The sequence below is a fragment of the Hoeflea sp. CAU 1731 genome (assembly GCF_039888615.1).
In the GTDB taxonomy this organism is placed as follows: Bacteria; Pseudomonadota; Alphaproteobacteria; order Rhizobiales; family Rhizobiaceae; genus Flavimaribacter.
On sequence record NZ_JBDQQS010000005.1, the window covers coordinates 199798 to 224453 of the forward strand.

21 protein-coding genes and 1 riboswitch are annotated in these 24656 nt (G+C 60.3%); of the genes, 13 read left to right on the forward strand and 8 right to left on the reverse strand.

The window, feature by feature from the left end:
- Nucleotides 1–35: 35 nt before the first annotated feature.
- Nucleotides 36–1007 carry a sugar-binding transcriptional regulator gene (locus AAFN47_RS10535; protein ID WP_499809179.1) on the reverse strand — a complete coding sequence of 324 codons (972 nt, stop codon included), beginning with the start codon at nt 1005–1007 and terminating at the stop codon, nt 36–38.
- Between the two features lie 198 nt (nt 1008–1205).
- On the opposite strand from AAFN47_RS10535, the gene AAFN47_RS10540 reads away from it, so the two are divergent.
- Complete coding sequence (locus AAFN47_RS10540) at nt 1206–3257, forward strand: bifunctional aldolase/short-chain dehydrogenase (RefSeq protein ID WP_499809180.1); 2052 nt, start codon at nt 1206–1208, stop codon at nt 3255–3257.
- Between the two features lie 18 nt (nt 3258–3275).
- Here the strand turns inward: AAFN47_RS10540 and AAFN47_RS10545 are convergent, their stop codons facing one another.
- Complete coding sequence (locus AAFN47_RS10545; protein ID WP_499809181.1) at nt 3276–3974, reverse strand: DUF7684 family protein; 699 nt, start codon at nt 3972–3974, stop codon at nt 3276–3278.
- Between the two features lie 18 nt (nt 3975–3992).
- Between AAFN47_RS10545 and AAFN47_RS10550 the strand changes: the two genes are divergently transcribed.
- The 3 genes from AAFN47_RS10550 to AAFN47_RS10560 all read left to right on the forward strand — a co-directional run bounded on the left by AAFN47_RS10550 (nt 3993) and on the right by AAFN47_RS10560 (nt 6809).
- Nucleotides 3993–4376 (forward strand): hypothetical protein, encoded by a 384-nt coding sequence (locus tag AAFN47_RS10550; protein WP_499809182.1) that lies wholly within the window; start codon nt 3993–3995, stop codon nt 4374–4376.
- Nucleotides 4377–4749: 373 nt separating this feature from the next.
- Nucleotides 4750–4872 carry a hypothetical protein gene (locus AAFN47_RS10555; RefSeq protein ID WP_499809183.1) on the forward strand — a complete coding sequence of 41 codons (123 nt, stop codon included), beginning with the start codon at nt 4750–4752 and terminating at the stop codon, nt 4870–4872.
- Between the two features lie 296 nt (nt 4873–5168).
- A complete protein-coding gene (locus tag AAFN47_RS10560) occupies nt 5169–6809 on the forward strand; it encodes a DUF1254 domain-containing protein (protein ID WP_499809184.1) in 1641 nt (546 codons plus the stop codon).
- Between the two features lie 57 nt (nt 6810–6866).
- Here AAFN47_RS10560 and AAFN47_RS10565 read toward each other — a convergent pair whose 3' ends face one another.
- The gene (locus AAFN47_RS10565) at nt 6867–7157 is read right to left on the reverse strand and encodes an acyl carrier protein (protein ID WP_499809185.1); all 291 of its coding nucleotides are present in this window, start codon (nt 7155–7157) and stop codon (nt 6867–6869) included.
- A 150-nt stretch (nt 7158–7307) separates the two neighbouring features.
- On the opposite strand from AAFN47_RS10565, the gene AAFN47_RS10570 reads away from it, so the two are divergent.
- Nucleotides 7308–8099: an ion transporter gene (locus AAFN47_RS10570; protein WP_499809186.1), complete on the forward strand. Its 792-nt coding sequence runs from the start codon at nt 7308–7310 to the stop codon at nt 8097–8099.
- An 11-nt stretch (nt 8100–8110) separates the two neighbouring features.
- On the opposite strand, the gene AAFN47_RS10575 is transcribed toward AAFN47_RS10570, so the two are convergent.
- Nucleotides 8111–9208: a 2'-deoxycytidine 5'-triphosphate deaminase gene (locus AAFN47_RS10575; RefSeq protein ID WP_499809187.1), complete on the reverse strand. Its 1098-nt coding sequence runs from the start codon at nt 9206–9208 to the stop codon at nt 8111–8113.
- A 76-nt stretch (nt 9209–9284) separates the two neighbouring features.
- Nucleotides 9285–9362, forward strand: a riboswitch (SAM riboswitch).
- Between the two features lie 40 nt (nt 9363–9402).
- Here AAFN47_RS10575 and AAFN47_RS10580 point away from each other — a divergent pair.
- Nucleotides 9403–10635, forward strand: a complete 1233-nt coding sequence (locus tag AAFN47_RS10580; RefSeq protein WP_499809188.1) for an O-succinylhomoserine sulfhydrylase — start codon at nt 9403–9405, stop codon at nt 10633–10635.
- Nucleotides 10636–10661: 26 nt separating this feature from the next.
- Here AAFN47_RS10580 and AAFN47_RS10585 read toward each other — a convergent pair whose 3' ends face one another.
- On the reverse strand, nt 10662–14162 hold the full coding sequence (locus AAFN47_RS10585) for a hybrid sensor histidine kinase/response regulator (RefSeq protein ID WP_499809189.1): 3501 nt from the start codon (nt 14160–14162) through the stop codon (nt 10662–10664).
- A 223-nt stretch (nt 14163–14385) separates the two neighbouring features.
- Here AAFN47_RS10585 and mscL point away from each other — a divergent pair, with 223 nt between their 5' ends.
- Nucleotides 14386–14799, forward strand: coding sequence for a large conductance mechanosensitive channel protein MscL (mscL, locus tag AAFN47_RS10590; protein WP_499809190.1), 414 nt, complete (start codon nt 14386–14388; stop codon nt 14797–14799).
- Between the two features lie 106 nt (nt 14800–14905).
- Entirely contained in the window at nt 14906–16072 is a 1167-nt protein-coding gene (locus AAFN47_RS10595; protein WP_499809191.1) for a pyridoxal phosphate-dependent aminotransferase, read from the forward strand.
- Nucleotides 16073–16161: 89 nt separating this feature from the next.
- Here the strand turns inward: AAFN47_RS10595 and hemA are convergent, their stop codons facing one another.
- On the reverse strand, nt 16162–17439 hold the full coding sequence (gene hemA, locus AAFN47_RS10600) for a 5-aminolevulinate synthase (RefSeq protein WP_499809192.1): 1278 nt from the start codon (nt 17437–17439) through the stop codon (nt 16162–16164).
- A 327-nt stretch (nt 17440–17766) separates the two neighbouring features.
- Here hemA and AAFN47_RS10605 point away from each other — a divergent pair, with 327 nt between their 5' ends.
- The 5 genes from AAFN47_RS10605 (at nt 17767) to AAFN47_RS10625 (ending at nt 22933) form a co-directional block, all read left to right on the forward strand.
- Nucleotides 17767–19110 (forward strand): substrate-binding protein, encoded by a 1344-nt coding sequence (locus tag AAFN47_RS10605; protein ID WP_499809193.1) that lies wholly within the window; start codon nt 17767–17769, stop codon nt 19108–19110.
- Between the two features lie 99 nt (nt 19111–19209).
- Nucleotides 19210–20235 (forward strand): branched-chain amino acid ABC transporter permease, encoded by a 1026-nt coding sequence (locus tag AAFN47_RS10610; RefSeq protein WP_499809194.1) that lies wholly within the window; start codon nt 19210–19212, stop codon nt 20233–20235.
- 3 nt (nt 20236–20238) lie between these two features.
- The gene (locus AAFN47_RS10615) at nt 20239–21384 is read left to right on the forward strand and encodes a branched-chain amino acid ABC transporter permease (protein ID WP_499809195.1); all 1146 of its coding nucleotides are present in this window, start codon (nt 20239–20241) and stop codon (nt 21382–21384) included.
- A 12-nt stretch (nt 21385–21396) separates the two neighbouring features.
- On the forward strand, nt 21397–22158 hold the full coding sequence (locus tag AAFN47_RS10620; protein WP_499809196.1) for an ABC transporter ATP-binding protein: 762 nt from the start codon (nt 21397–21399) through the stop codon (nt 22156–22158).
- Nucleotides 22159–22213: 55 nt separating this feature from the next.
- Nucleotides 22214–22933 (forward strand): ABC transporter ATP-binding protein, encoded by a 720-nt coding sequence (locus AAFN47_RS10625; RefSeq protein WP_499809197.1) that lies wholly within the window; start codon nt 22214–22216, stop codon nt 22931–22933.
- A gap of 207 nt (nt 22934–23140) precedes the next feature.
- Here the strand turns inward: AAFN47_RS10625 and AAFN47_RS10630 are convergent, their stop codons facing one another.
- Together AAFN47_RS10630 and AAFN47_RS10635 are read right to left on the reverse strand one after the other, a co-directional pair.
- Nucleotides 23141–23470: a c-type cytochrome gene (locus tag AAFN47_RS10630; protein WP_499809198.1), complete on the reverse strand. Its 330-nt coding sequence runs from the start codon at nt 23468–23470 to the stop codon at nt 23141–23143.
- A complete protein-coding gene (locus AAFN47_RS10635) occupies nt 23463–24581 on the reverse strand; it encodes a PQQ-dependent sugar dehydrogenase (RefSeq protein ID WP_499809199.1) in 1119 nt (372 codons plus the stop codon). The genes AAFN47_RS10630 and AAFN47_RS10635 overlap by 8 nt, the downstream gene beginning before the upstream one ends.
- Nucleotides 24582–24656 lie beyond the last annotated feature (75 nt).

A 24656-nucleotide genomic window follows, 5' to 3' on the forward strand; every position in this document is an offset into this window, starting at 1 on the left:
GCGGGCGGCGAGATCAGGAAACACCGATGAGAGCCCTACAAATTCTCGTTCAGGATCGCCTGGGCGGTGGGCGCGTCGGTGACCAGGTGGGTGACGTAGCCGCCGAGCATGGCGGCGTGCATCCCGGCGACCTTGTCGAAACCGTTTGAGACCAGCATGCCGACGGTGAGGCCGCGCAGCGCGTCGGGCGCAATGCCGATCATGCGCTCGTCGAGTCGGCCGACGACGTGGTTTCCCCTGCCGTCGATGAAGCGGCCGCAGACAACGCCGACGGCGCCGCGAGCGATATAGTCTTGCAGATCATCCAGCGAGGCGATGCCGCTTTCGACGACGTGGCTACTGGCCTCGCAGGAGCCGACGGCGAAGACCGCCTTGTTGATGCGGTCGAGTTCGTCGAATTGCGACTGGATCACCGGTTCCTGTCTGAGGATGCGCGCGGCCTCCACCGACGACAGGATGGCCGGCGCGTAGAAATTGGCGACCCGCGCGCCGAGGCGTCTGGCGATGTTGGTGGAGCAGCTTTCGGCGGCGAAGACATAAGGGCTCGCCATGGATCCCACCATCTGCACGATCGTGACGTTGTCGATGCGGCGCTGCGTGATTTTTTCCGACATGGAAAATATCGTCATGCCCCAGGCGACGCCGACGACGTCGCCCTCGTCGAGCAGGTCGGGAAAGCGCTTTGCCGCGCCGAGCGCCACGCCGCCGAGATCGAGCTCACTGCCGGGAATAACGACGGCCTCCTGCAGACCGTAGTTTCGGCACAGCTCCACCGAGAGACGCTGACGGTTGAAGGCAACGGGATCAAGCCGGATTTCGACCAGCCCGCGCTCGCGCGCCTGCTGAAGGTAATTGACCACGGTCGCCCGCGACACGCCGAATTCCTGGGCTATGTCGCTCTGGTTCTTGTTTTCGTAATAATACATCCAGGCGGCGCGCAGCAGTATGTCCTCGATTTGCTCGTCCGGCCGGTAACGGCGGCGGCCCCTGGTGTTTTCTCCGTCCAAATCCCGGCTACTCCCCATTGGCTGATTTTAAACACGCTGCGCGAAGTGTGTCATATTGGACATTCTGCGCTATAGTGCCGGCCGTCAATCTCCTCCCGACGACCACAACCTGACGATTGTCACACTACCATGACTATTGTCAATTATACAGCCCTGCGATAAAAGGGCCGGAAATTATAAAGTCGGGAGAGAGAGCCGATGGACAATCAGTGGAATGACGCGGCGGCAGCGCAGGCGATCGAGGATTACGGGCACGCCGGCGAGGATCTTGCGCTGCGCACCTACACGACGCGGCTGCTTGGCAAGGTTCCGCAACTGGTGCTGCATGGCGGCGGCAACACATCGGTGAAGACGCGGGTTACGGATCTGCTCGGCGAGGAGTATGAGGTGCTGTGCGTGAAGGGCAGCGGCTGGGACATGGCCTTCATTGAGCCGCCTGGCCTTCCAGCCGTCAAGATGGAGCCGCTCCTGAAGGCGCGCGCGCTTGACGCGCTCAGCGACGAGGCGATGGTGGCGCTGCAGCGCAGCAGCCTGATCGATCCGGGTTCGCCCAACCCCTCCGTCGAGACGCTGCTGCACGCCTTCCTGCCACACAAATTCGTCGATCACACCCATTCGACCGCGATCCTGGCGCTGGTCGACCAGGAAAACAGCCGCGAACTGATCGGCAAGGTATTCGGCGACCGCATGGGCTTCGTGCCCTACATTCCGCCGGGCTTCGAACTCGCCAAGGCCGCCGCCGACGTGTTCGACGAGAACCCGGACGTTGAGGGTCTGATCCTCGACAAGCACGGCATCTTCACCTTCGGCGATACGGCCAAACAGGCCTATGACCGGATGATCGCCGCGATCAACGAAGCCGAGGCCTATATCGCCGAAAACGGCAAACCACCCTTCACGCCGCGCACAGATCTGCCTGTCAATCCGGCGAGCGCGCTGCAGATCGCGCCGGTGTTGCGCGGCGCTGTGGCGGAAGTGCTGGGCGAGGGGGGCTACAACCGTTTCGTCTGCGACTTCCGGACCTCGCCGGCGATCCTCGATTTCATCAACGGCGCCGATCTCGAAGATTATGCGCTGCGCGGCGTGACGACGCCGGACCTGACGATCCACGTCAAGAACTGGCCGGTGATCCTGCCGCCTTGCCCTGCGGACGACGTCGAGGCCTGGGCCGATGAGGCGCGCAAGGCGGTGCAGCGCTACACGGAGATGTATCGCGCCTATTTCGAGACCAACAACGCCCGCGACGATATCGAGCGTACGATCCTCGACCCGATGCCGCGCATGGCGATCGTGCCCGGGCTCGGCATATTCGGCTTCGGCCGCACGGCGAAGACCGCGAGCATTTCCGGCGACGTCGCGGAAGTGTGGTCGGCCAATGTCGCCGACGCCGAAGCGATCGGCAAATTCTATCCGCTGCCGGCGGAGGAACTCTTCAAGCTTGAATACTGGTCGCTTGAACAGGCGAAGCTGAAAAGCCGCAAGGTGCTGCCGCTGACCGGCCAGGTGGCGCTGGTGACCGGCGGCGCAGGCGGGATCGGTGCTGCGACGGCGAAGCTTTTCGCTGCAACCGGCGCGCATGTGGTCGTCGCCGATCTCGACGGCGAGGCGGCTGCGACGGTCGCCAAATCCATCGGCAACCAGTCGATCGGCGTCGCCTGCGACGTGACCGACAGGCAAAGCGTGCGCGCCGCCTTCGATGCGGCGGTGGAAGCCTTCGGCGGCGTCGATATCGTCATCTCCAACGCCGGCGCCGCCTTCCAGGGCGAGATCGGAACGCTGGATGACGCTGTTTTGCGCACGAGTTTCGAGCTCAACTTCTTCGCTCACCAGGCCGTGGCGCAGAACGCGGTGCGGATCTTCAAGCTGCAGCAGACCGGCGGCGTGCTGCTGTTCAACACGTCGAAACAGGCGATCAATCCGGGCGCGAATTTCGGCGCCTACGGCCTGCCCAAGGCTGCGACGCTGTTCCTGTCGCGGCAATATGCGCTGGAATACGGCAAGATCGGCGTGCGCTCGAGCGCAGTCAACGCCGACCGTATCCGTTCCGGCCTGCTCGACGACAGCATGATCGCCAGCCGCTCGAAGGCCCGTGGCGTTTCGGAAAAGGAGTACATGTCCGGCAACCTGTTGAAGCAGGAAGTCACCGCCGACCACGTGGCGAAAGCCTTCCTGGATCTGGCGATGGCCGAGCGCACGACCGCCGGCGTTCTGACCGTCGACGGAGGCAATATCGAAGCGGCGCTGCGGTAGATCGCAGCGCCTGCAATTTCACTGTATAAGATTTACAGGTGTTTCGAGAAAGTTCATCTTCCTTGTCGTACCGTCATACTGAATAGAAACCCTGAATAATCGCTCAAGCCAACGCAGTCTGAACCGGCTTGGGCGAGGTTTCACGGCCGCCTCTTGCCGAGCCTCAAACCGGCATTTCCCGATCAACGCCGAGATTTCGTTCTTGCCAGCGTCAGGACCGATATCGAGAACGACCAGCTTCTCCAGTGGAACACTGGAATGATTGGCGGAGAACGTCGCAAAACACACAACGTCTTCCAGCGTTTCATCGTTGTGCCACGTCGTTATGACGAATTTGTCGTGCGGAATGTCGCCGGAAAATTTTTCGATATTCGCGCAGTCGACGCTGTCGTCCCACAGGCTGCAGTCACGGCCCCATGCCATCATCCAAAGGCATCCCGACTCGACCAGCCAGCGGCTCACCTCGTCCCGCCATGTATCCGTCACGTCTTCGCGGATCATAACAAGGCATTTGAACGGCTTATCGAAACCAAGATTTGGCGATTGATCGCCGCTATGCAGACTGATGTATTCGAACATTGACTTTGTTGCTTTTCCAGTCGCGAAACAGGAAAGACCATAGTCTTGTGAAAACTGCAACTGAAAGTAAAAGATTTCGCGAAGGATACTTGCCTTGGTGGTAAATTTCAGGAACAGATAATTTGTGAAGAAATCCATAGGGGATGATGGAGAAACATGTTTTTCAGCTTTTTATTTCGCCTTTCGCTTGCATTTACCATTGCCTTCGCTGTGAGCATTTCCGCCTATCCGGGTCAGACCGCCTCCAAAAAACCGTCAGGAAATCTGTCTGGCCAATACGGCAAGTTGCGGCGCGCGTTGCCGAAAAACCCGGACGATCCATGCACCGAGGCCGCCCAGGAATACAAGGCCGCAGGCGGTCATTCCGCCTATGCGCAAAGCAAGATCAATTATGAATATGGGGTGTATGTCTGCGGTGTGTCGCTCAATCGCCGATCAACCGAGGACGCCGAAAAGAACGCGATCCTGCGATGCCAGAACGCCATGAAACGGTGGAAATTCCACCACAATGGCAATTGCCGGGTCTACGCATCAAAATAGCGCGCTAAAAGTCGCGCGGTTCGCCTTCACTTTCGAGAGACCGAGAGCGGTCATCCAGCCGGTCGGCCAAAGGCGCGCGGCATTTCGAACATAAAATCAGGTGCTTCGAAGACAAATTCAGCTCCGAGGCAGCGACGATCCTGTTCTGCTGCCCGCAGTTTCCGCATTTCATAAAAAGTTCCATCGTATCAAAGCGCCTTTGTCGTCGATCTTGTATTTTCCCCATAGTATGAAACTTCGTCGGGACAATAAATCCGCCACTCGCTTTCCTTGCGCCACCCTCGCGAGTTCCGCCGTTCACGCTGCTTAAGTAACTTGCGCTCTATGCAACAAATACCTAAATCGCAGCAGTCCTTAATTACCGGACTGTCCGATGCCTTCCGACACCCGGGAAACCGGGCTGCAGATCATGCTCGATGAAGAAGATCTGGCGGCAATTGACGACTGGCGCTTCTCGCAGCGAATGCCCAGTCGGACGGCGGCGGTGCGGAAATAGCTGCGTCTTGGCATGCAGGCGGCGAAGTTGCCGACGGATTCCAAGATGCGTTCAAGCGACTATGGCGTCGTGCGCGACGATGATCCCGACGGGATCTGACGCTGTGCACTTTCGCGCGTTTAATTTCGTGGTGATGGTGATACACGTAAAGAGATATTTGGTTGGCTTGTCATCCAAATAACAAGATATGGTTTTACATCCGGACTGAAATGCGCCTGTAAGAACTCTGCAATCGACACTTTGATTATGCAGCAGAAATTCTTCGCGCGAACAGTTCTGTATCATGGGAGCACATCATGGAACGAAACGGTACTGGTCTTCGCCGAAAGATCACTGAATGCGCGACGCTGGCTATTGCGTTGACAGTGACGGGTGGTCTGGCCTTCGCCCAGACATCGGCGGAGACCCTGCGGTCGCTCTCGGCGCCCGACACGATCGAAACGCATCTCGGAACCCTGGAGTTCGTGGATGGCGTCCCAACCGAAGCGACCGCCTCGAAAGTCTATGACACGCTGGATTTCACCCGGGCGCTCAACGTCTACAACAACAGTTTCCGCGGCGCGTCGGCCATGGCGCTCGTCAAGGGGTTCGACAGCATCGGCGCGAAACCGGGCGACGTCATCATTTTTTCCGAGTTGATGGACTCGAGTTCGCTCTTCCTGACGGCCAATGCGGATACGGTCTACTACCTGACGGGTCTCGACCTGAGCCAGGGTCCGATCGTGATTGAACAGCCGTCCGACGCCGTGGGCACCATCAACGACATGTGGTTCTCCTGGATCATCGATATCGGCGGGCCAGGACCTGACCGCGGGCTCGGCGGAAAATATCTTATCGTGGGACCCGACTATGACGGCCCGCTGCCCGAGGGAGGCTATTTCGTCGGGCATTCGAAAACCAACCTCGCGCTTTATGCGGCGCGCGCCTACCTCGTCGACAACGACCCCAAACCGGCTGTCGAGAATGTGAAGAAGAACTTAAAAATCTACCCCTACAAGCCCGGCGCATACGGCTCCAGCATCGCTCAGGCCCTTGAGGGCGCCGTGCGCATTGCCGGCGAACCGGAGGTCCCGGAGACGAAGTTCATCGAGGGAACGGGACTGGCCTACAACACGATACCGCCCAGCGATTTCGGTTTTTTCGAATTGATCAACGAGGTTGTCCAGAGCCAGCCGGCCACCAGCTACGATGTGGAACTGGCCGGTCAACTCGCAGCGATCGGCATCGTCCACGGCAAGGAGTTCAAGCCGGACCAAAGGATGAAGAAGATTCTTTCGGATGCCGCGGCCTTCGGACAGGCGACGGGTCGGTCCTTGAACTGGCGCTACGCGATGAAACATCCGGATTGGGCCTACTACGAAGGATCGCACTGGGGCAGCATGCTGTGGCAGGGCGGCGCGTTTTTCGAAACGCCCCCGCCCTTGTTTGAAGACGGGGCATTCAAGCCGCTGCCGCCAACAGGCGCGCGCACGCTCGATTCGCGCGCCGCGTTCTACTATGGCTACACGCTGGACTCACCCGGTATGATCATGCGCATTCCGGGCGTTGGGTCGCAATATTTGATGAATTTCCTCGATTCCGGGGGAAGCCCTTTTGACGGAGCCAAAACCTACAAAGTAACGCTGCCGAAAGACGTTCCAGCGGAAGCCTTCTGGTCGCTTACGCTCTATGACAACCAGACACGCTCGATGCTCGCCACGCCGCAAAAATATCCGCGGGCGGGAAGCCAGAGTTTCCCTTCGCCCGCCGCAACCGCCGCCGCCGATGGAACGACCACTGTGTGGTTTTCGCCGGAGCAACCCGACGGGATTGGTCGTGGCAACTGGATTCAGACTGATCCGGACAAGGGCTGGTTCACGATCCTGCGTCTGTACAGTCCGAAGCCGTCCTTTTTCGACAAGAGCTGGAGGCCGACCGAGATCGAACCGGTCGAATAACTTAAACGCCGGAGGCGGCGACGCCGCCCCCGGCTGCGCAGCAAGCAACGCAAAAATTCATGCCGCGCGTTCGAACGCGCCGCTTCGACGCTCGATCACCAGGCGCGCCATCAAGGTGGGCGTATTCGCGTCAATCATGTCGGGCAGGGCTAGCGGGCAGCCAAACCGCGACGCGACGTCTCCCAGAATTCCGGCGGCAATCATCGAGTGGCCCCCGAGATCGAAAAAGTCGTCGTCCGGTCCGACCTCGTCGATATTGAGCGCCTTCGCCCATGTAGAGGCGATTTGCAACGTGACCTGTCCGATTGAAGCGCTGGCGGAGCTGGCCGGATAAAGCGAAACGGGCATGGACTTCTCCTGATCTTTAAATTGTATGATCTTTCTACGCTGAATGTTTCGCGCCGGATCACCCGATCCTGCCCAAACGCCGTTTCACGCCTTGACAGCCGGGCGCCCCGGCGCCATCTGCAAGGCGCACTCTCCAGCCAACGGCCCGCAATGCACCAGCTCCAATCGATCATCGAAAGCCGCAAATTCGAATGGACCATCACCGTGATCATCGTGATCAACGCGGTGACGCTCGGTCTCGAGACGGTTCCGGCGGCGGTCGCGCATTTCGGGGGCCTGCTGTTTTTTCTCGACAAGCTGATTCTCGCGATCTTCGTCGTCGAATTGCTGTCAAAGATGGCCGTCTACCGGTTGAAGTTTTTCTCCGACCCTTGGCGGATCTTCGACTTAATCGTCGTCGGCATCGCGCTGCTTCCGGCTACCGGAAGCCTGTCGGTGCTCCGCGCCCTGCGCATCCTTCGGGTGCTGCGGCTGGTCAGTATGGTGCCGTCGCTCAGACGCGTGGTCGGCGGGCTGATTGCGGCGCTGCCCGGCATGGGCTCGATAGTGCTGCTGCTTGGCCTCGTCTTCTACGTCTTTTCCGTGATGGCCACCAAGCTCTACGGCGCAGCCTTTCCCGAATGGTTCGGCTCGATCCCCGAATCCGCCTATTCGCTGTTCCAGATCATGACGCTCGAAAGCTGGTCGATGGGGATCGTGCGACCGGTGATGGCGGAATATCCGATGGCCTGGGCATTCTTTGTGCCTTTCATCGTCGCCACCTCGTTCACGGTGCTCAATCTGTTCATCGGCATCATCGTGTCGGCCATGCAGTCCGAGCACGAGGCCGAAGCGTCCGCTGACCGCGAGGCGATGCACAGCGAGCAGGAAGTGATCCTGAAGGAAATCCGTGCGCTCAGGGCCGAGGTGCGCGCCATGAAAGCGGAAGCCGAGAAATCCTGACGTATTTCCGTTCAGCCTTCCGGCGGGCGGAAATGCTTTGAAAGCTTCAGGCCCTGGGCCTGATAGTTGGAGCCGAGGTCGGATCCGTAGAGCGCGCGCGGGCGATTGAGCATATGTTCGTAGACGAGGCGCCCGACGATCTGGCCGTCTTCGAGGATGAAGGGCACTTCGTGGCTCCGCACCTCCAACACCGCGCGGCTGCCTTTGCCGCCAGCTCCGCTGTGGCCGAATCCCGGATCGAAGAAACCGGCGTAGTGGACGCGGAATTCTCCGACTAGCGGGTCGAAAGGCGTCATTTCGGCGGCGTAAAGCGGCGGCACATGCACCGCTTCGCGCGAGACAAGAATATAGAACTCGTCCGGATCGAGGATCAGTGACCGGTCGCCGCGAATGTAGATCGGCTCCCAGAAATCAAGGACGTCATGCGCCGCCTTGACGTCGACGTCGACGACTTCGGTGTGATGCTTGCCCCGGTAGCCGGCAAGACCGTCCGGGCCCCCGGCGAGATCGACGGAAAGCGCGATGCCTCCGCCGGAAATATTCGGATGATCGGCGGCGACAAGCTGTTCGGCGGCGTGCAGGTCGGCGAGCTCCATCTCGCTCAGGCCGGCGCCGCCGGCGCGGAAGCGGATCTGCGACAGACGCGAGCCGCTGCGCACGACGATCGGAAAGGTGCGGGGACTGACTTCCAGGAATAGCGGCCCGCTGTAGCCGGCCTCGATCTTGTCGAATTCCTGGGCGCGGTCGGCCATGACGCGGGTGAAGATGTCGAGCCGGCCGGTCGAACTTTTGGGGTTTGCAGAGGCAGATACACCGTCCGGCAGATCCAGCCTCTCGATCAGCGACACGATATAGACGCAGCCGGTTTCGAGCACGGCGCCATTTGCGAGGTCGATCTCGTGCAGCTTCAGCCGCTCCAGCTTGTCTGTAACGGTGCTGCGGGGGCCGGGAAGGAAACTGGCGCGCACGCGATACGCTTTCGCGCCCAGCCGCAGATCCAGGCTCGCGGGCTGGATCTGGTCGGAATCCAGCGGCCGCTCGGTGATCAGCCGCCTGTCACGAAACAAGCCGAAAATATCGTCGTCGCAGAGAATGCCGGTTTCCCGCATCGCTCCCCCTTCCTGTCATGGCGCTATCAATTGCAGCCGCGCATGATTGACGCAAGCAGAGCGAGGCTGTAAAGGATGCTTATCCCGTGGTGATTTGGCCGACCGGCTTGCTGCCACGTTAAACAAGTCGCTAAAAGGTCGGGGTGAAAGCCGGCTCGCGACGCGAAGCCGGTTTTTTTGTTTGGGTGAACGCAATGACGGATTTTGGAAAGAACGACGCGCAATCGAACCGCGATAAATGGCGGCCGGCGACCCGGATGGTCCACTCGGGAACGAGCCGCTCGCAATTCGGGGAAACGTCCGAGGCGATGTATCTGACGCAGGGCTTTGTCTATGAGAGCGCAGAAGCGGCCGAAGCGCGCTTCAAGGGCGAACAGGACGGCTTTATCTATTCGCGCTACGCCAACCCGACCGTCGACATGTTCGAAAAGCGCATGTGCGCGCTGGAAGGCGCCGAGGATGCGCGCGCCACTGCTTCCGGCATGGCGGCGGTTTCTGCGGCCCTTCTGTGTCAGCTCAACGCCGGCGATCATGTCGTTGCGGCGCGCGCGCTGTTCGGTTCCTGCCGCTGGGTGGTCGAGACGCTGATGCCGAAATACGGCATTGTAACCACGCTGATCGACGGCACTGACCTGGACAACTGGCAACGGGCGGTAAAGCCGAACACGAAGCTGTTTTTCCTGGAAAGCCCCACAAATCCGACGCTCGAGGTCATCGACATCGCCGGCGTCGCCGGGATCGCGCAAGCGATCGGCGCGCGCGTCGTCGTCGATAACGTGTTCGCCACGCCGCTCTACCAGAAGCCGCTGGAACTCGGCGCCGACGTGGTGGTCTATTCGGCGACCAAGCATATTGACGGCCAGGGCCGCTGTCTTGGCGGCGTCGTTCTTTCCTCCAAGGAGTGGATCGACGAAAACCTGCACGACTATTTCCGTCATACCGGTCCGTCGCTTTCGCCATTCAACGCCTGGACGCTGCTCAAGGGGCTGGAAACCTTGCCGTTGCGCGTCAAACAGCAAACGCAGAACGCCGGCGTGATCGCCGATTTCCTGGCGGATCAGGCAAGCGTGTCACGGGTGATCTATCCCGGCCGCGCGGACCATCCGCAGGCCGATGTCGTACGGCGACAGATGGCGGCGGGCTCGACCCTGATCGCCTTCGATATTGAAGGCGACAAGAAGGCCGCCTTTGATTTCACCAATGCCCTGCAGGTGGTGAAGATCTCCAACAATCTTGGCGATGCAAAGAGCCTGATCACCCATCCGGCGACGACAACGCACAAGAACCTGTCGGAGGAAGCCCGCGCCGAACTCGGCATCGCCGACACCACCGTGCGTCTCTCTGTCGGACTGGAGGATGTCGAGGATTTGGTCGCCGATATCGAACAGGCGCTCGCCGCAGTTGGAAGGGCCCGCCACGCGGCATAGCAGGCAAGGCGCAGCAATCGTTCCCGCTATATCGTCGCCAGTTTTCGCGCCACGGCGATCTGGTTGAGGAATGCCCGAAGCGCCGCGGGCCTGAGCGGCTTGTTCAGGATGGTGATCGACTGCGCTTCGGCGGCGACGCGCACGTCGAGCGTCCTGTCGGCCGTTGCGAGAACGGCGGGAAAATCGACGCCCCAGCGCGCTCTTACCATTTCGATCGCCTCAATGCCGTTGCCGTCGTCGAGATGGTAGTCGGCGATGATCGTGTCCGGCGAGAGGTCCGAGGCGGCGAGCAGGGCTTTCAGCTCCCGGATTGATCCGACGCTCCTGATGCGGCAACCCCAGCCGGACAGCAACTGTTCGAGCCCGTCGAGAATCTTAGGCTCGTTGTCGATGCACACAACCTCCAGATCGTCGAGCACGGACGCCGCGGGAGCGGGCTTTGCCGGCGAAACCTTCAGGGTCGCCTTGCTGAAGGATTCGAGCGGAATCCTGACGCGGAAATCGGTCCCGCGCCCGGCCTCCGAGTAGAGATGAACCGGATGGTCGAGCACTTTCGCGATCCTGTCCACGATAGACAGGCCAAGGCCGAGCCCTGCGGCTGTCTTTGCTCCCTCGTCGAGCCGAGTGAATTCCTTGAACACCGTCTTGAAACTGTGCGCCGGAATGCCGATTCCGGTGTCGATGACCTGCACCACGACATTGTCGCCTGCGTGACGCACGCCGACGAGAACAGTACCGTCGCTGGTGTACTTGATGGCGTTTGAGACCAGGTTCTGGATCAGGCGACGCAGAAGGTTGGGGTCGCTGCGCACGATGGCCGACGTGCGCACGACCCGGAGGCGCAGCTTCTTTTCGGCCGCCATCGGCAGGAAGTCGGTTTCGATGCGTCTGAGCACCTCGTTCAGAGGAAAGCTGGAAATCTGCGGCCGCATGTCTCCCGTGTCGAGCCGGGATATGTCGAGGACTGCGCCGAGGATCGATTCCACCGATTCCAGCGACGAATCAATGTTGCGGACCAGGCTCTGCTCGTTTGACCGTCCGAGCCTTTCCACGAGAGACGATGAATAGAGCCGCGCTGCATTCAGAGGCTGCAGGATGTCGTGGCCGGCGGCCGCCAGGAAACGGGTCTTGCCGAGATTGGCCTCCTCGGCGCGCGACTGGGCGAGCGCCAGTTCCGCGTTAACCCGCATGAGCTCAGCCGTGCGCTCGGCGACGCGCTGTTCGAGGGTTTCGTTGGCCTGACGCAGCGCCTTGGCGGAGGCGACCCTTTCGGTGATGTCGGCATAGGTCGTGACCACGCCATTGTCTGGCATCGGATTGGACCGGATTTCGATAATGCGTCCCGACCCCGCGAGGTTCAGCGTCCAGGACTTGTCCATCGACAGGAAATTCTCGATCGTCTGCCGGTCCTGGTCCGGCGCGACGTCGCCGCGCTTGACCAGAATGGCGACGATATCCTGCAGCGCCACACCGACCTGCCCCACCGTCTCGGGCAAATCCAGCAGCGCGCGGAAGCGTCGGTTCCAGATGCTCAGACGATTGGTCTCATCGAACACCGTTACGCCCTGGTCCATCTGTCCAAGCGCCGTTTCAAGCAGGTCGCGATTGTATTGCAGCGCTTCCGAGGCTTCGTCCAGCAGGCGCGCCGTGTCGGAAGAAGTGTCGTCTTTCTGAAGGAGCAGCGACAGCACAAGCCGCGCGGAAGCCGACCCGATGGCGCTGCCCAGCAATTGTTCGGAATAACGCACCACATCCATGTCGGCCGGCGCCGACGGCTCCAGCCATTTGCCGTGCTGGGTCTCGTAGCTGTGAAAGGACCGTTCGGTTCGCTCGGAGCCAAGATAGCGCGCTGTGGTGTTCTTCAGGTCGGCGATCGTGATGTTCGTCTGCCAGTCGCCCTGGGCCGGCCGGATGACCGAACGCTGCGGGATGAACACGCCGGCCTGGATGCGCTCGAGCGGTTTTGCGGGTCGGCTGAGCGAGCCGCCGATGAAGAGCGCGATGTTTACGAGAAGGCTGAGGATCACGCTGTTGACCAGCGGGTCGGCCTCGGCGGGCGAGAAGGCGTCGAGGCCGGGGATAAGGAAATGCAGGATCGCAGTGGCGATATGCGAGTTGTCGGGCCCGCCGAAGCTTGGCAGGAAAAGGAGATAGGTCCAGATCAGAATGCCGCCGCCCAGTCCAAGTATCGCGCCGCGCGCATTGGCGCGCCACCAGATCAGCCCGCCGAAGAGCGGCGGCGCGAATTGCGCGATGGCCGCGAAGGAGAGCAGGCCAATCGACGCCAGCCCGGCGTTGATATCAGCCGAACGGTAATAGGCGTAGCCGAGCGCGAGAATAAGAAAAATCGCGGTGCGCCGGACCTTCAGGATCGTGCCCGAAAAATCGCTCCTGTCGCCGTCGCTGCGTATGATGTTGCGTCGAAGCAGGATCGGCATGACAAGGTCGTTGGACACCATGATGGCGATCGCCACGGAGGCGACGATGACCATGGCGGTCGCGGCGGAAAAGCCGCCGATGAAGGTGACGAGCGACAGCAGGCGCAGATCGTTCGCCAGCGGCAAGGACAGCACGAACTGGTCGGCGTTTCCCTGGCCGTCGAAAACCAGAAGTCCCGCAACGGCGACAGGGATAACGAAGATATTGATCGCGATCAGATAGAGCGGGAACAGATAGCGCGCGGTGCGCAGCTCGTCGTCCGTCCGGTTTTCGACGACGGTGACGTGGAATTGGCGCGGCAACATGATGATCGCGAAGGTGGACAGCATAGTCAGCACGATCCAGCGCGACGGGCTGGTCTGATGGCTGAGCGCTGCGACGACGTCCGGATGCTGCCGCGCTTCCTCTATCAGGTGTCCTGGCCCATCGAACAGGAAGAACGTGGCGAAGAGCCCGACCGCGGTAAAGGCCAGCAGCTTGACCACCGATTCGGTGGCGATCGCCAGGATCAGGCCGTTCTGGTGTTCGGTTGCGTCGGTGTGGCGCGTGCCGAAGATGATTGCGAAGGTGGCGAGCAGCATTGCCACGAACAACGAAATATCGGTCAGAAAAACGCCGCCGGGGGAGCCGGCGAGCGGCGCATCCGTGACGATGATGGTCACCGAGGATGAGACAGCCTTGAGCTGCAGCGCGATATAGGGAATCGTGCCGACGATCGCGATGATCGCGACCAGGCCGGCCACCATCGGGTTCTTGCCGTACCGCGCGGCGATGAAGTCGGCGATGGATGTGAGTTTTTCGGCCTTGGCGAGGTTGATGATGCGCCGGATTACAGGCAATCCGATCGTGAAGGCGAGGATTGGTCCGATATAGATGGTCAGGAATTCCAGGCCGCGATTGGCCGCAAGGCCAACCCCGCCGAAATAGGTCCAGGACGTGCAATAGACGGCAAGGCTCAAGGCGTAGATAAGAGGTCTGCCCCTGTTGACGGTGCGCGCAGTGACGCCCCTGCCGTCGCCATAGCTTGCGATGGCGAACAGAAGCAGCAGATAAAGCAGCGCCGATGTGACGATCACCCAGCCCGGCACAAGGGTCCTCCCGGCCAATCCATCCAGCTACGAACGGCCGTTCGCCGTTCCGCGCCAGAATAGCGGCAATCAATGCCGGCGCAAATGCGCACATAGTGCTAAGCGCAATCTGGTGGTAAATTGAATCAGAACTTTAGCAATAAGATGATTTTTCAAGTAGAAGGGAAGCATAGTAGATAAGTACAGCTATGCTGGCTGTATTGCAGACAAGAAGAGGGACGACATGCTCAACGAGTTCAAGGAATTCATCTCCCGCGGAAACGTCATGGATCTGGCGGTGGGCGTCATCATCGGCGGGGCTTTCGGCCTCATCGTCAAATCACTGACGGACGATATCATCATGCCGATCGTCGGGACGATCTTCGGCGGTTTCGATTTTTCCGACTACTACATTCCGCTTAGCGGCAACGTGACGGCGCAGACGCTTGCCGCCGCGCGCGAGCAGGGCGCCGTCTTCGCCTATGGCAATTTCCTGACCGTGCTCGTCAATTTCGTCATCCTGGCCTTCATCATTTTCCTGATGATCAAGGGCGTGAACTCGATCCGCAGGAAGCAGGACGAGGCTCCGGCCGAACCGGCCGCGCCGCCGGCGGACGTCCAGCTTCTGACGGAAATCCGCGACCTTTTGAAAAAATAGAAGCGTTTGCTTCCGCCTCCATCTGGAGGCGGGATGGACGCATCAATGTTTTTGGCGTGTTTTTTGATACTGGACAGGCTATCGCCTGACAGCCAGGAGACAACCGATGTCATTGATCGAACACCTCAGCCCGCCCGCCCGCAACGCGCCTGAAAGCCAAATCGTCGCCGTGCTGAACTACGGGCGCGATCGCGAGGGACTGATTCCCCTGTGGGTTGGAGAGGGTGACCGGCCGACTCCCGACTTCATAGCCCGCGCCGCCAACCAGGGTCTCGAGAACGGCGAGACTTTCTATACCTGGCAGCGCGGCATTCCGCCGTTGCGCGAAGCGCTTGCCAGCTACTACGAGCGGCATTTCGGCGGCAGCCACGATCCGGAGACGTTTTTTGTCACCGGATCCGGAATGCAGTCGATCGTGCTCTCCGTAACCGCGGTCTGTCCGCCGGGAAGCGAAGTGGTCTACGCGACGCCGTCCTGGCCGAACATATCGGCGGCGCTCGCCATCTCGGGATCCACGCCGGTGTCGGTGCCGCTCGAATTCGGCGAAACAGGATGGACCCTAGAAACGCAGCGTATTGCGGACGCCGTCACGCCGAAAACCCGTGCGATTTTTCTCAACACGCCGTCGAATCCCTGCGCCTGGGTCGCGAGCCGCGAGAATCTTGCCGATATTCTCGATATTGCGCGTCGCCACGGCCTGTGGATCATCGCCGACGAGATCTATTCGCGCTTCTACTACGCCGGACATCGCGCGCCGTCCTTCCTCGACGTGGCTGACACGGATGACCGCATCATCTTCGTCAACTCATTCTCCAAGAACTGGTCGATGACGGGCTGGCGGGTCGGTTGGATCAAGGCCTCGGCCGAACTCGGGCAGGTCTTCGAAAACCTCATCCAGTATTCGACGTCCGGCGTAGCGCAGTTCATGCAGCGAGGCTGCGTCGCGGCGCTCGAAGAAGGCGAAGGGTATGTCGAGGACCAGAAGGCGCGCGCGCGATGCGCCCGGGACGCGTTGTGCGACGCGCTTCTCGCCACGAACCGGGTGCGGATGGTCAGGCCCGAAGGCTCATTCTATGCGTTCTTCGCGATCGACGGTCTGGAAGACACGGCTCGCGCGAGCTACCGCATCATCGACGAGGCCAATGTCGGTCTTGCGCCCGGGACCGGTTTCGGGCCGGGCGGCGAACAGTTCTTCCGGGCCTGTTTCCTGCGTCGTCAGGATCAGGTCGAGGAGGCGGCCAGCCGGCTCGCCGAGTTCATTTCAAGAATTTAGAAGAGATCGGGCTGCCCAAAGAGGCAGGCCGACCGGCGCGGCTATCCGTGTGAGGGGCTTTCGCCCACCATCGCGATCAGAGGATTGGTCTAACCGCCTGCCTTCGACACAGGAAGACGGACCACGCCGTCGACGCGGGCGTCTTCCGTGCGCTCCTCGCCGGCGAAGGGAATTCCGAGCGTGTTCCAAACCTCGGTCAGTGCGCTGACCAGATCCGCGATCAGAACATCGTCGTGGAACGGGCTCGGGGTGATGCGCAAGCGCTCGAGGCCGCGCGGCACGGTCGGGTAGTTGATCGGCTGGATATAAATGCCGTGCACGTCCATAAGGCGGTCGGACGCCGTCTTGCAGAGTTCCGGGTCGCCAACCAGAATCGGAACGATATGGGTGTCCGATGGCATGACCGGCAGTCCGGCGTCGCTCAAGGCGTCCTTCGTCTTGCGCGCCTGGAGCTGGTGCTGCGCGCGCTCGGTCTGCGAGGTCTTGAGATGCCGGATTGAGGCGGTCGCAGCCGCTGCGATCGAAGGCGGCAGAGCCGTTGTGAAGATGAAGCCGGGCGCATAGGAGCGCACGGCGTCGATCAGCGCGCGGGAACCGGTGATGTAGCCGCCCAGCGCGCCGAACGCCTTGGCGAGCGTTCCCTCGATCACGTCGATGCGTGACGCAAGGCCGTCGCGATCGGTGATGCCGCCGCCGCGCAGACCGTACATGCCAACGGCGTGGACCTCGTCGATATAGGTCATGGCGTTGTATTTGTCCGCCAGATCGGCGATCGCCTCGATCGGTGCGATATCGCCGTCCATCGAGTATACGGATTCAAAGACAATCAGCTTGGCGCGCGACGGATCGGCGCTGGCCAGCAGGTCTTCCAGATGCTCGAGGTCGTTGTGACGGAAGATCTTCTTTTCCGCGCCGGACCGTTTGACGCCTTCGATCATCGAGGCGTGATTGAGTTCGTCGGACAGGATCAGGCAGTTCGGCAGAAGTCTTGCAATCGTCGAGATCGACGCCTCATTGGAAATAAAGCCGGAGGTGAAGACGAGCGCAGCTTCCTTGCCGTGCAGATCGGCCAGTTCGTGCTCGAGCTCGACCAGCGGATGGTTAGTGCCGGAAATATTGCGCGTGCCGCCGGCGCCGGATCCCATTTTGCCGGCCGCATTGCACAGCGCTGAAATCACGTAGTCATGCTGACCCATGCCGAGATAGTCGTTGGAGCACCATACGGTGACTTCGCGCATCGTGTCGCCAGAGCGGTGAATGGCGCGTGGAAACCTGCCTGCGATCCGTTCGAGATTTGCAAAGACGCGATAACGCTTTTCCGCGTGCAGCTGATCGACTGCGTTCTGGAAGATGCCGCGATAGTCCATTAACCAAAGTACTCCGGTTCGTTACTGGGCCGGGTGTGATCGACCTGCCCCAGGCAGTTCCATAGCTTATACCGCGACCAAAAAGACCGCTAGCAGAAATTAGACTAAATCTAAACATGCAAATATGACGCAGCCTTGATCCTGATTAATCCCGCGCGTTTCTCCCCGTCGAAGGCCTGTCATTGATGGCGGCGATTAGACGAAAGGCTATGCAACTAAAGTCTTATAACCGAATGGCTTATTGCGGGTTCGTAACATTGCGTTAGCATTCCGGCAGTTCTGGTCGGGAGTCAGAACAGTCTTTCAGTGATATTCGGGAGGAATAGTATGTCCAAGATCGCATTGACACGCCGTAACCTGCTCAAGGCAGGCGCAGCATCGGGTGTCGCCCTGGCAGCGCCAATGAGTTTCGTGCGCGGCGCCTATGCCGAAGAATTCTGCAACATGCCCACGGGCGGCACCGTGACACTCGGGTTCAACGTTCCGCAGTCGGGCCCCTACGCCGACGAAGGCGCGGACGAGCTGCGCGCTTACCAGCTGGCCGTCAAGCACCTGAACGGTGAAGGCGACGGCGGAATGCTCAACACCTTTTCGTCCAAGGCGCTCAAGGGCAACGGGATCCTGGGCAAGAAGGTCGAATATGTAACCGGCGACACCCAGACCAAGTCCGACGCTGCGCGCGCTTCGGCGAAACGCATGATCGAAAAAGACGGCGCCATCATGATCACCGGCGGATCCTCGTCCGGCGTCGCCGTCGCCGTGCAGGGCCTGTGTCAGGAAAACGGCATCATTTTCATGGCCGGTCTGACCCACTCCAACGACACCACCGGCAAGGACAAGAAGCGTTTCGGCTTCCGTCACTTCTTCAACGCCTACATGTCCGGTCAGGCGCTTGGTCCGATCCTCGCCGAACAGCTCGGCAAGGATCGCACGGCCTACCATCTGACGGCCGACTACACCTGGGGGTGGACGCAGGAAGAGTCGATCAAGAACGCGACCGAAAACCTCGGCTGGAACACCGCCAACGCAGTACGCACGCCGCTCGGCGCCGGCGACTTCTCGCAGTACCTGACGCCGGTCCTGAACTCGGGCGCGGATGTTCTGATCCTGAACCACTACGGCAAGGACATGGTTAACTCGCTCACCCAGGCCGTTCAGTTCGGCATGCGCGAAAAGCAGGTTAACGGCAAGAACTTCGAGATCGTCGTTCCGCTGTTCTCCCGCCTGATGGCGCAGGGCGCCGGCGAAAACATCAAGGGCATTCTTGGCACGACCAACTGGAACTGGTCGCTGCAGGACGACGCCTCCCAGGCGTTCGTCAAATCGTTCGGCCAGGAATACGGCTTCCCGCCGTCCCAGGCTGCGCACACCTGCTACGTCCAGACGCTGCTTTACGCCGACGCATGCGAGCGGGCCGGCGCCTTCACGCCGCCGCAGGTCATCGAAGCGCTCGAAGGCTTCGAGTTCGACGGCATGGGCAACGGTCCGACGCTCTATCGCGCCGCCGACCATCAGTGCTTCAAGGACGTGCTCGTCGTGAAGGGCAACGAAAATCCGTCGTCGCAATTCGACTTGCTCGAAGTGGTCAAGATCGTTCCGCGCGATCAGGTGACCTACGACCCGTCAATCTTCGGCGGAGAGCTTGGCCCGGCAGACGTCAAGAAGTGCTGACGCGCTGAACTGCGCACAATGACATCGGACCGGCCGCACGTTCGGCCGGTCCATATGGCGAGCTATTTCGCCTCGGGGACGTAAGCACAGGCTTTCGAGATGGACGCACTATTACTTCAATTCCTCAACGGACTTGACAAGGGCGGAGCCTACGCGCTGATCGCTCTCGGATTGACGCTGGTCTTTGGAACGCTGGGCGTGGTGAATTTCGCCCATGGCGCCCTGTTCATGCTGGGCGCGTTCTGCGCCGTCACCTTCAACAAGTTCCTCACGCTTGAAAGCGTGGTTCTCGACCCGGAACAGAAAACAGCGTGGGGCACGCCGCTCGAAATTCGCACGCCTTACGTCGAGGCCTGGCTCGGAGATTTCGGCGGCTTTCTGCTGAACTACTCGGTGCCTGTCTCGATCATTGTCGCGATACCCGTCATGCTTTTGATTGGCGTGGTCATGGAACGCGGCCTGATCAAGTACTTCTACAAGCGGCCGCACGCCGACCAGATCCTGGTCACCTTCGGCCTCGCTATCGTCATTCAGGAAATCATCAAGCACTATTTCGGGGCCAATCCGATTCCCCAGGCCGCTCCCGAAATCGTATCGGGCAGCGCCGATATCGGCGCCTGGTTCGGACTTGCCGGCACGATCGTCTATCCCTGGTGGCGTCTTGTCTATTTCGGCTTTTCCGTCGTTGTCATCGGCGCCGTCTTCGCCTTCCTGCAATTCACGACCTACGGCATGGTCGTCAGGGCCGGCATGCGCGACAGCGAGACGGTTGGGCTTTTGGGCATCAACATCCAGAAACGGTTCACGGTCGTCTTCGGTCTCGCCGCAGTCGTGGCGGGGCTCGCCGGCGTGATGTACACGCCAATCCTGCCGCCCGACTATCACATGGGCATGGATTTTCTCGTCCTGTCGTTTGTTGTGGTCGTCGTCGGCGGCATGGGATCTCTGCCTGGCGCTGTTCTTGCAGGCTTCCTGCTTGGCATACTGCAGTCTTTCGCCTCGATGAACGAGATCAAGAGCATCTTTCCCGGTATCGATCAGATCATCATCTATCTCGTCGCCGTCATCATTTTGCTGACCATGCCGCGCGGCCTGATGGGACGCGAAGGCGTGATGGAGGACTAGACCATGACAAAGCTACTAGACAGAGAACCCGTCGCGCTCCTGGTCTTTTCAGCCGTCATCCTGCTGATGCCGCTCTGGCTGACGCCGCTCGGCGCCAATTATCCTGACTTGCTCCAGAAGTTCGCAATCTTTGCGATTTTCGCCATGGGCTTCAACATCCTGTTCGGCCTGACCGGATACCTTTCCTTCGGGCATGCGGCGTTTCTCGGCGTCGGCTCATACGCCGCTGTATGGTCCTTTAAGCTCTTCACCATGAACGTGCTGCCCGCGATCGCCTTCGGCATCCTTTTCTCCGGCATCTTCGCGTTCCTGATCGGTTATGTGAGCCTGCGCCGTTCCGGAATCTACTTCTCGATTCTGACGCTGGCTTTTGCGCAAATGTGCTACAATCTGGCCTATTCGGTGCTGACGCCGATCACCAACGGCGAAACCGGTCTGCAACTGACCCTGCAGGATCCCCGCATCATCGACCGTATGTTCGGACCGGCGGGTTCAGGCCTGCCCTCGACGAACGTTTTCGGTCTGTCCATGAGCGGCTATCCCGGCTTCTATTTCTGCGCCGTGATGCTGATCATCTGCTTCTACATCAGCCGCCGCATCTTCAAGTCTCCCTTCGGGCTGACCCTGCTCGGCATCAAGTCAAACCAGAACCGCATGAATTACACCGGATTCAACACGCGGCCCTATACGCAGACGGCCTTCGTCATTTCCGGAATGTTCGCCGGACTCGCTGGCTCGCTGCTGGCGGTGACCGATCCGCTGGCCGGCGCTGAGCGCATGCAGTGGACGGCTTCCGGCGAGGTCGTTCTGATGACGATCCTCGGCGGCGCAGGGACGCTGATCGGCCCGATGCTGGGCGCCTGGCTGATCAAGTATTTCGAAAATATCTTTTCCGCCTTCAACGACGCCACGCTCGAGCAGACCTTTTCTTTCCTGCCCGAGCCGCTGGCGAATGCGGCCGTGGCCATTACCGGACTGTTCGTCGGCGAAGGCTGGCACCTCACGCTTGGCGTGCTCTTCATGCTGATCGTCATCTTCCTGCCAGGCGGCATCATGGAAGGCTGGCGCAGACTGGTGCGCTGGATCGGCGGGGGCGGCGGCGGCAAGGCCAAGACCGAAAGCGCCGCCGTGGCGCAACCGGCGGAATAGGGAGGAATCGACATGGTCGCCAATGCAGTTCTCCACGTCGCCGACGTCCACAAGAATTTCGGTGGTTTGCGCGCGCTCAGCGATGTCGATCTTCGGGTCGACGAGGGCGAGACCCACGCCATCATCGGGCCGAACGGCGCCGGCAAGTCGACCCTGCTGAACGTCTGCGTCGGGCGCATCAAGCCTGACAAGGGACACGTGGTCTTCGACGGAGAGGTTCTCGACAGCCATACGCCTTACGAGATCAACCAGCTCGGCGTTTCTCGCGTGTTCCAGACGCCTGAGATCTTTCCGGACCTGTCGCTGCTCGACAATGTCATGATCCCGGCCTTTGCAAGCCGCGACGGCGCCTTCAAGCTGCGCCCCTTCAGAAAGCTTCGTCTTGAGGGGGACATTCGCGTCGATGCGGAGAAAAACCTGGAAGAGGTCGGCCTCGCCGCGTTCAAGGACGCGGAAGCCGGATCTTTGTCGCGCGGCGACAAGCGCAGGCTGGAGCTGGCCATGTGCCTGATCCAGAAGCCGAAACTTCTGCTGCTCGATGAGCCGACAGCCGGCATGTCACGGCATGACACCAACCGGACGGTCGATCTTCTGAAGACGATCAAACAGCGCGGCATGACGAAGGTCATCATCGAGCACGACATGCATGTGGTCTTCTCGCTCGCCGACCGGATATCCGTGCTCGCGCAGGGCCGGATCATTGCCTCCGGCAGGCCGGAGGAGATCAAGGGCAACCCGGTCGTGCAGGAAGCCTATCTGGGCGGGGCGCATTGACATGTTGACGAGAACAGATACCAATGAGACCCAGTTCCAGGGGACGGAAGTTTCAATGTCGGAAACCCGCCAGTCTTTTTTCATCGTCAGGGACATACATTCCTACTACGGCGAATCCTACATCGTTCAGGGCATTTCGCTTGAACTGAACGAGGGCGAGATTCTCGCATTGCTCGGCCGCAACGGCGCCGGAAAAACCTCGACATTGCGCACCATCGCCAGGGTTGACGACCCGGCCTTGCAGCGCGGCGAAATCTATCTCAACGGCGTAAGTCTTCACGACAAGAAGGCCTGGCAGGCGGCCCAGCTCGGCATCCAGCTCGTTCCCGAGGACCGGCGCATCATTGGCGGTCTGACGGTCGAGGAAAACCTGGTCCTTTCACAGGTCGCAGAGCCAAAGGGCTGGGAGCTCGAACGCATATACGAGCATTTCCCTCGGCTGGCCGAAAGACGCACGCAGATCGGCACCACCCTGTCCGGTGGCGAGCAGCAGATGCTCGCCGTCGCCCGCGCGCTGGCCCGCGAGGTCAAGCTGCTTCTTCTCGACGAACCCTATGAAGGTCTGGCTCCCGTCATCGTCCAGGAGATCGAATCCATCGTGCGGCAGATCAAGGAACTGGGCATCACGACCATCATCGTCGAACAGAACGCCGTGGCGGCCCTCAAGCTTGCCGACAAGGCGGTGATCGTCGATATGGGAGAAGTGGTCTTTTCCGGCAGCGCGCGCGAGGTTCTCGACAATGAGGAACTGCGCAACGAATATCTGGCGATCTGACCGGAAATAGATCGGAAGGATAGGTCCGGAGGCTAAGGAATACTGCGATCGAAGTCGCGCCATGAGGTGCGCGTCGACATAGTCGCCGCGGCGACAGGCGTAACTCCTGATCGTGCTTTCCATTTCCTGCGGGCCGACCGGAATTTAAGCCGCGACCTCGCATCTTTCTCATACGGGATCTTTGGCATTGAGCGTTAGCTCAGCCGGTCAGTCAAGATCCGGGACTTTCGCAGTGATCTCTATCATCGAGAACCAGCGCGCGAGGTCCGCGATGTCCTCGTCGGTGAGGTCGGCGGCGATAATCGACATCTGCTCATGCTGTCGTTCGCCGCTTCTGAATGCCTTGAGCTGGGACGTCAGATAGGCCGCGTTTTCACCCGCGATATGCGGAGCGTTCGGGGCGACGGCTATTCCGTCCGGGCCGTGGCATGGCGTGCATGCCATTGCTTTGTCACGACCGGCGGCGGCGTCCTGCGCCTCCGCCGATGAACATAGGCAGGCCAGCAACAGCAGGCCTGCCTGAAACGATCTAGTCACCAAAGGTGATCCGGTAGATGACGTTGGCGAAATCGTCGGAGACGATGAGGGAACCGTCGGGCAGTTCCTCGATATCGACCGGCCGGCCAACGGCCGCGCCTCCATCGAGCCATCCTTCAGCGAACACCTCCGTGCCAGTCGCGTTTCCGTCATCATCGAATTTCACGCGCATGATGCGATAGCCGTCCGGCACGGTTCTGTTCCAGGAACCGTGCTGGGCGACGAAGGCGTCATTCATGTACTCGCCCGGAAACATGTCGCCTTCATAGAATTCGATTCCGAGATTGGCGGTGTGCGCGCCGAAGTCGATCACGGGCGGTGTTAAAGGCACTGGCGGCTCCTTGTCTTCGAACCCGCTAAGTTTCGTGTCCTGTCCGCCAACATAGGGAAAGCCGAAATTCTGACCGATTTCGGTGACGACGTTGAGTTCGTCCGCCGGAATATTGTCGCCCATACCGTCGGCGCCATTGTCTGTAAACCAGAGCTGGCCCGTCTTCGGATGCCAGTCGAAACCGACGGAATTTCGGACGCCGTCAGCGACGACTTCCCAGTTGGATCCGTCCGGGTCCATCCGCACGATCTTGCCGGTATTGGCGGTGAGTTCGCAAATATTGCAGGGCGCGCCAAGGGATACGTAAAGCTTTCGATCTGGCCCGAAGCCGATGTAGCGCCAGCCGTGCAGAAACTCGCTGGTCATGTTTTCATTGATCGGAATCAGCGGATCCAGCGGCAACGCAGTGTCGAATTCCGCAGGCACGGGCCACATGGCGATCTTGTCCTGCATGCCGACATAGAGCATCGAATCCTGCATGGCGACGCCGTTGGGCACATTAAGCCCGTTGACCCGTTCGCGAACTTCGTCTGCGACACCGTCGCGATTGTTGTCGACCATGGAATAGATGTGGCCGTGTCGCGACCCGACATAGATCACGCCGTTCGGTTTACCCACTTCGATTTCGCGTGGCTTGGGCATTTCGGCAAAGATCGAAATCTTGAATCCGTCCGGTAACCTGATCTTCGAAAGAACGCCCGAATAGTCCGTATCCGTGGCCATAGCTGGCGCGGAAAGCGTAGCGACCAGCGCCACGCTGCACAACAGTTTCGCGTACATGTAAACTCCTCCCAAGAATTACCATGCGCTTCAAACTATACGTGTATCGCGAGAGAAAGTGCAAGCTTATGTTGG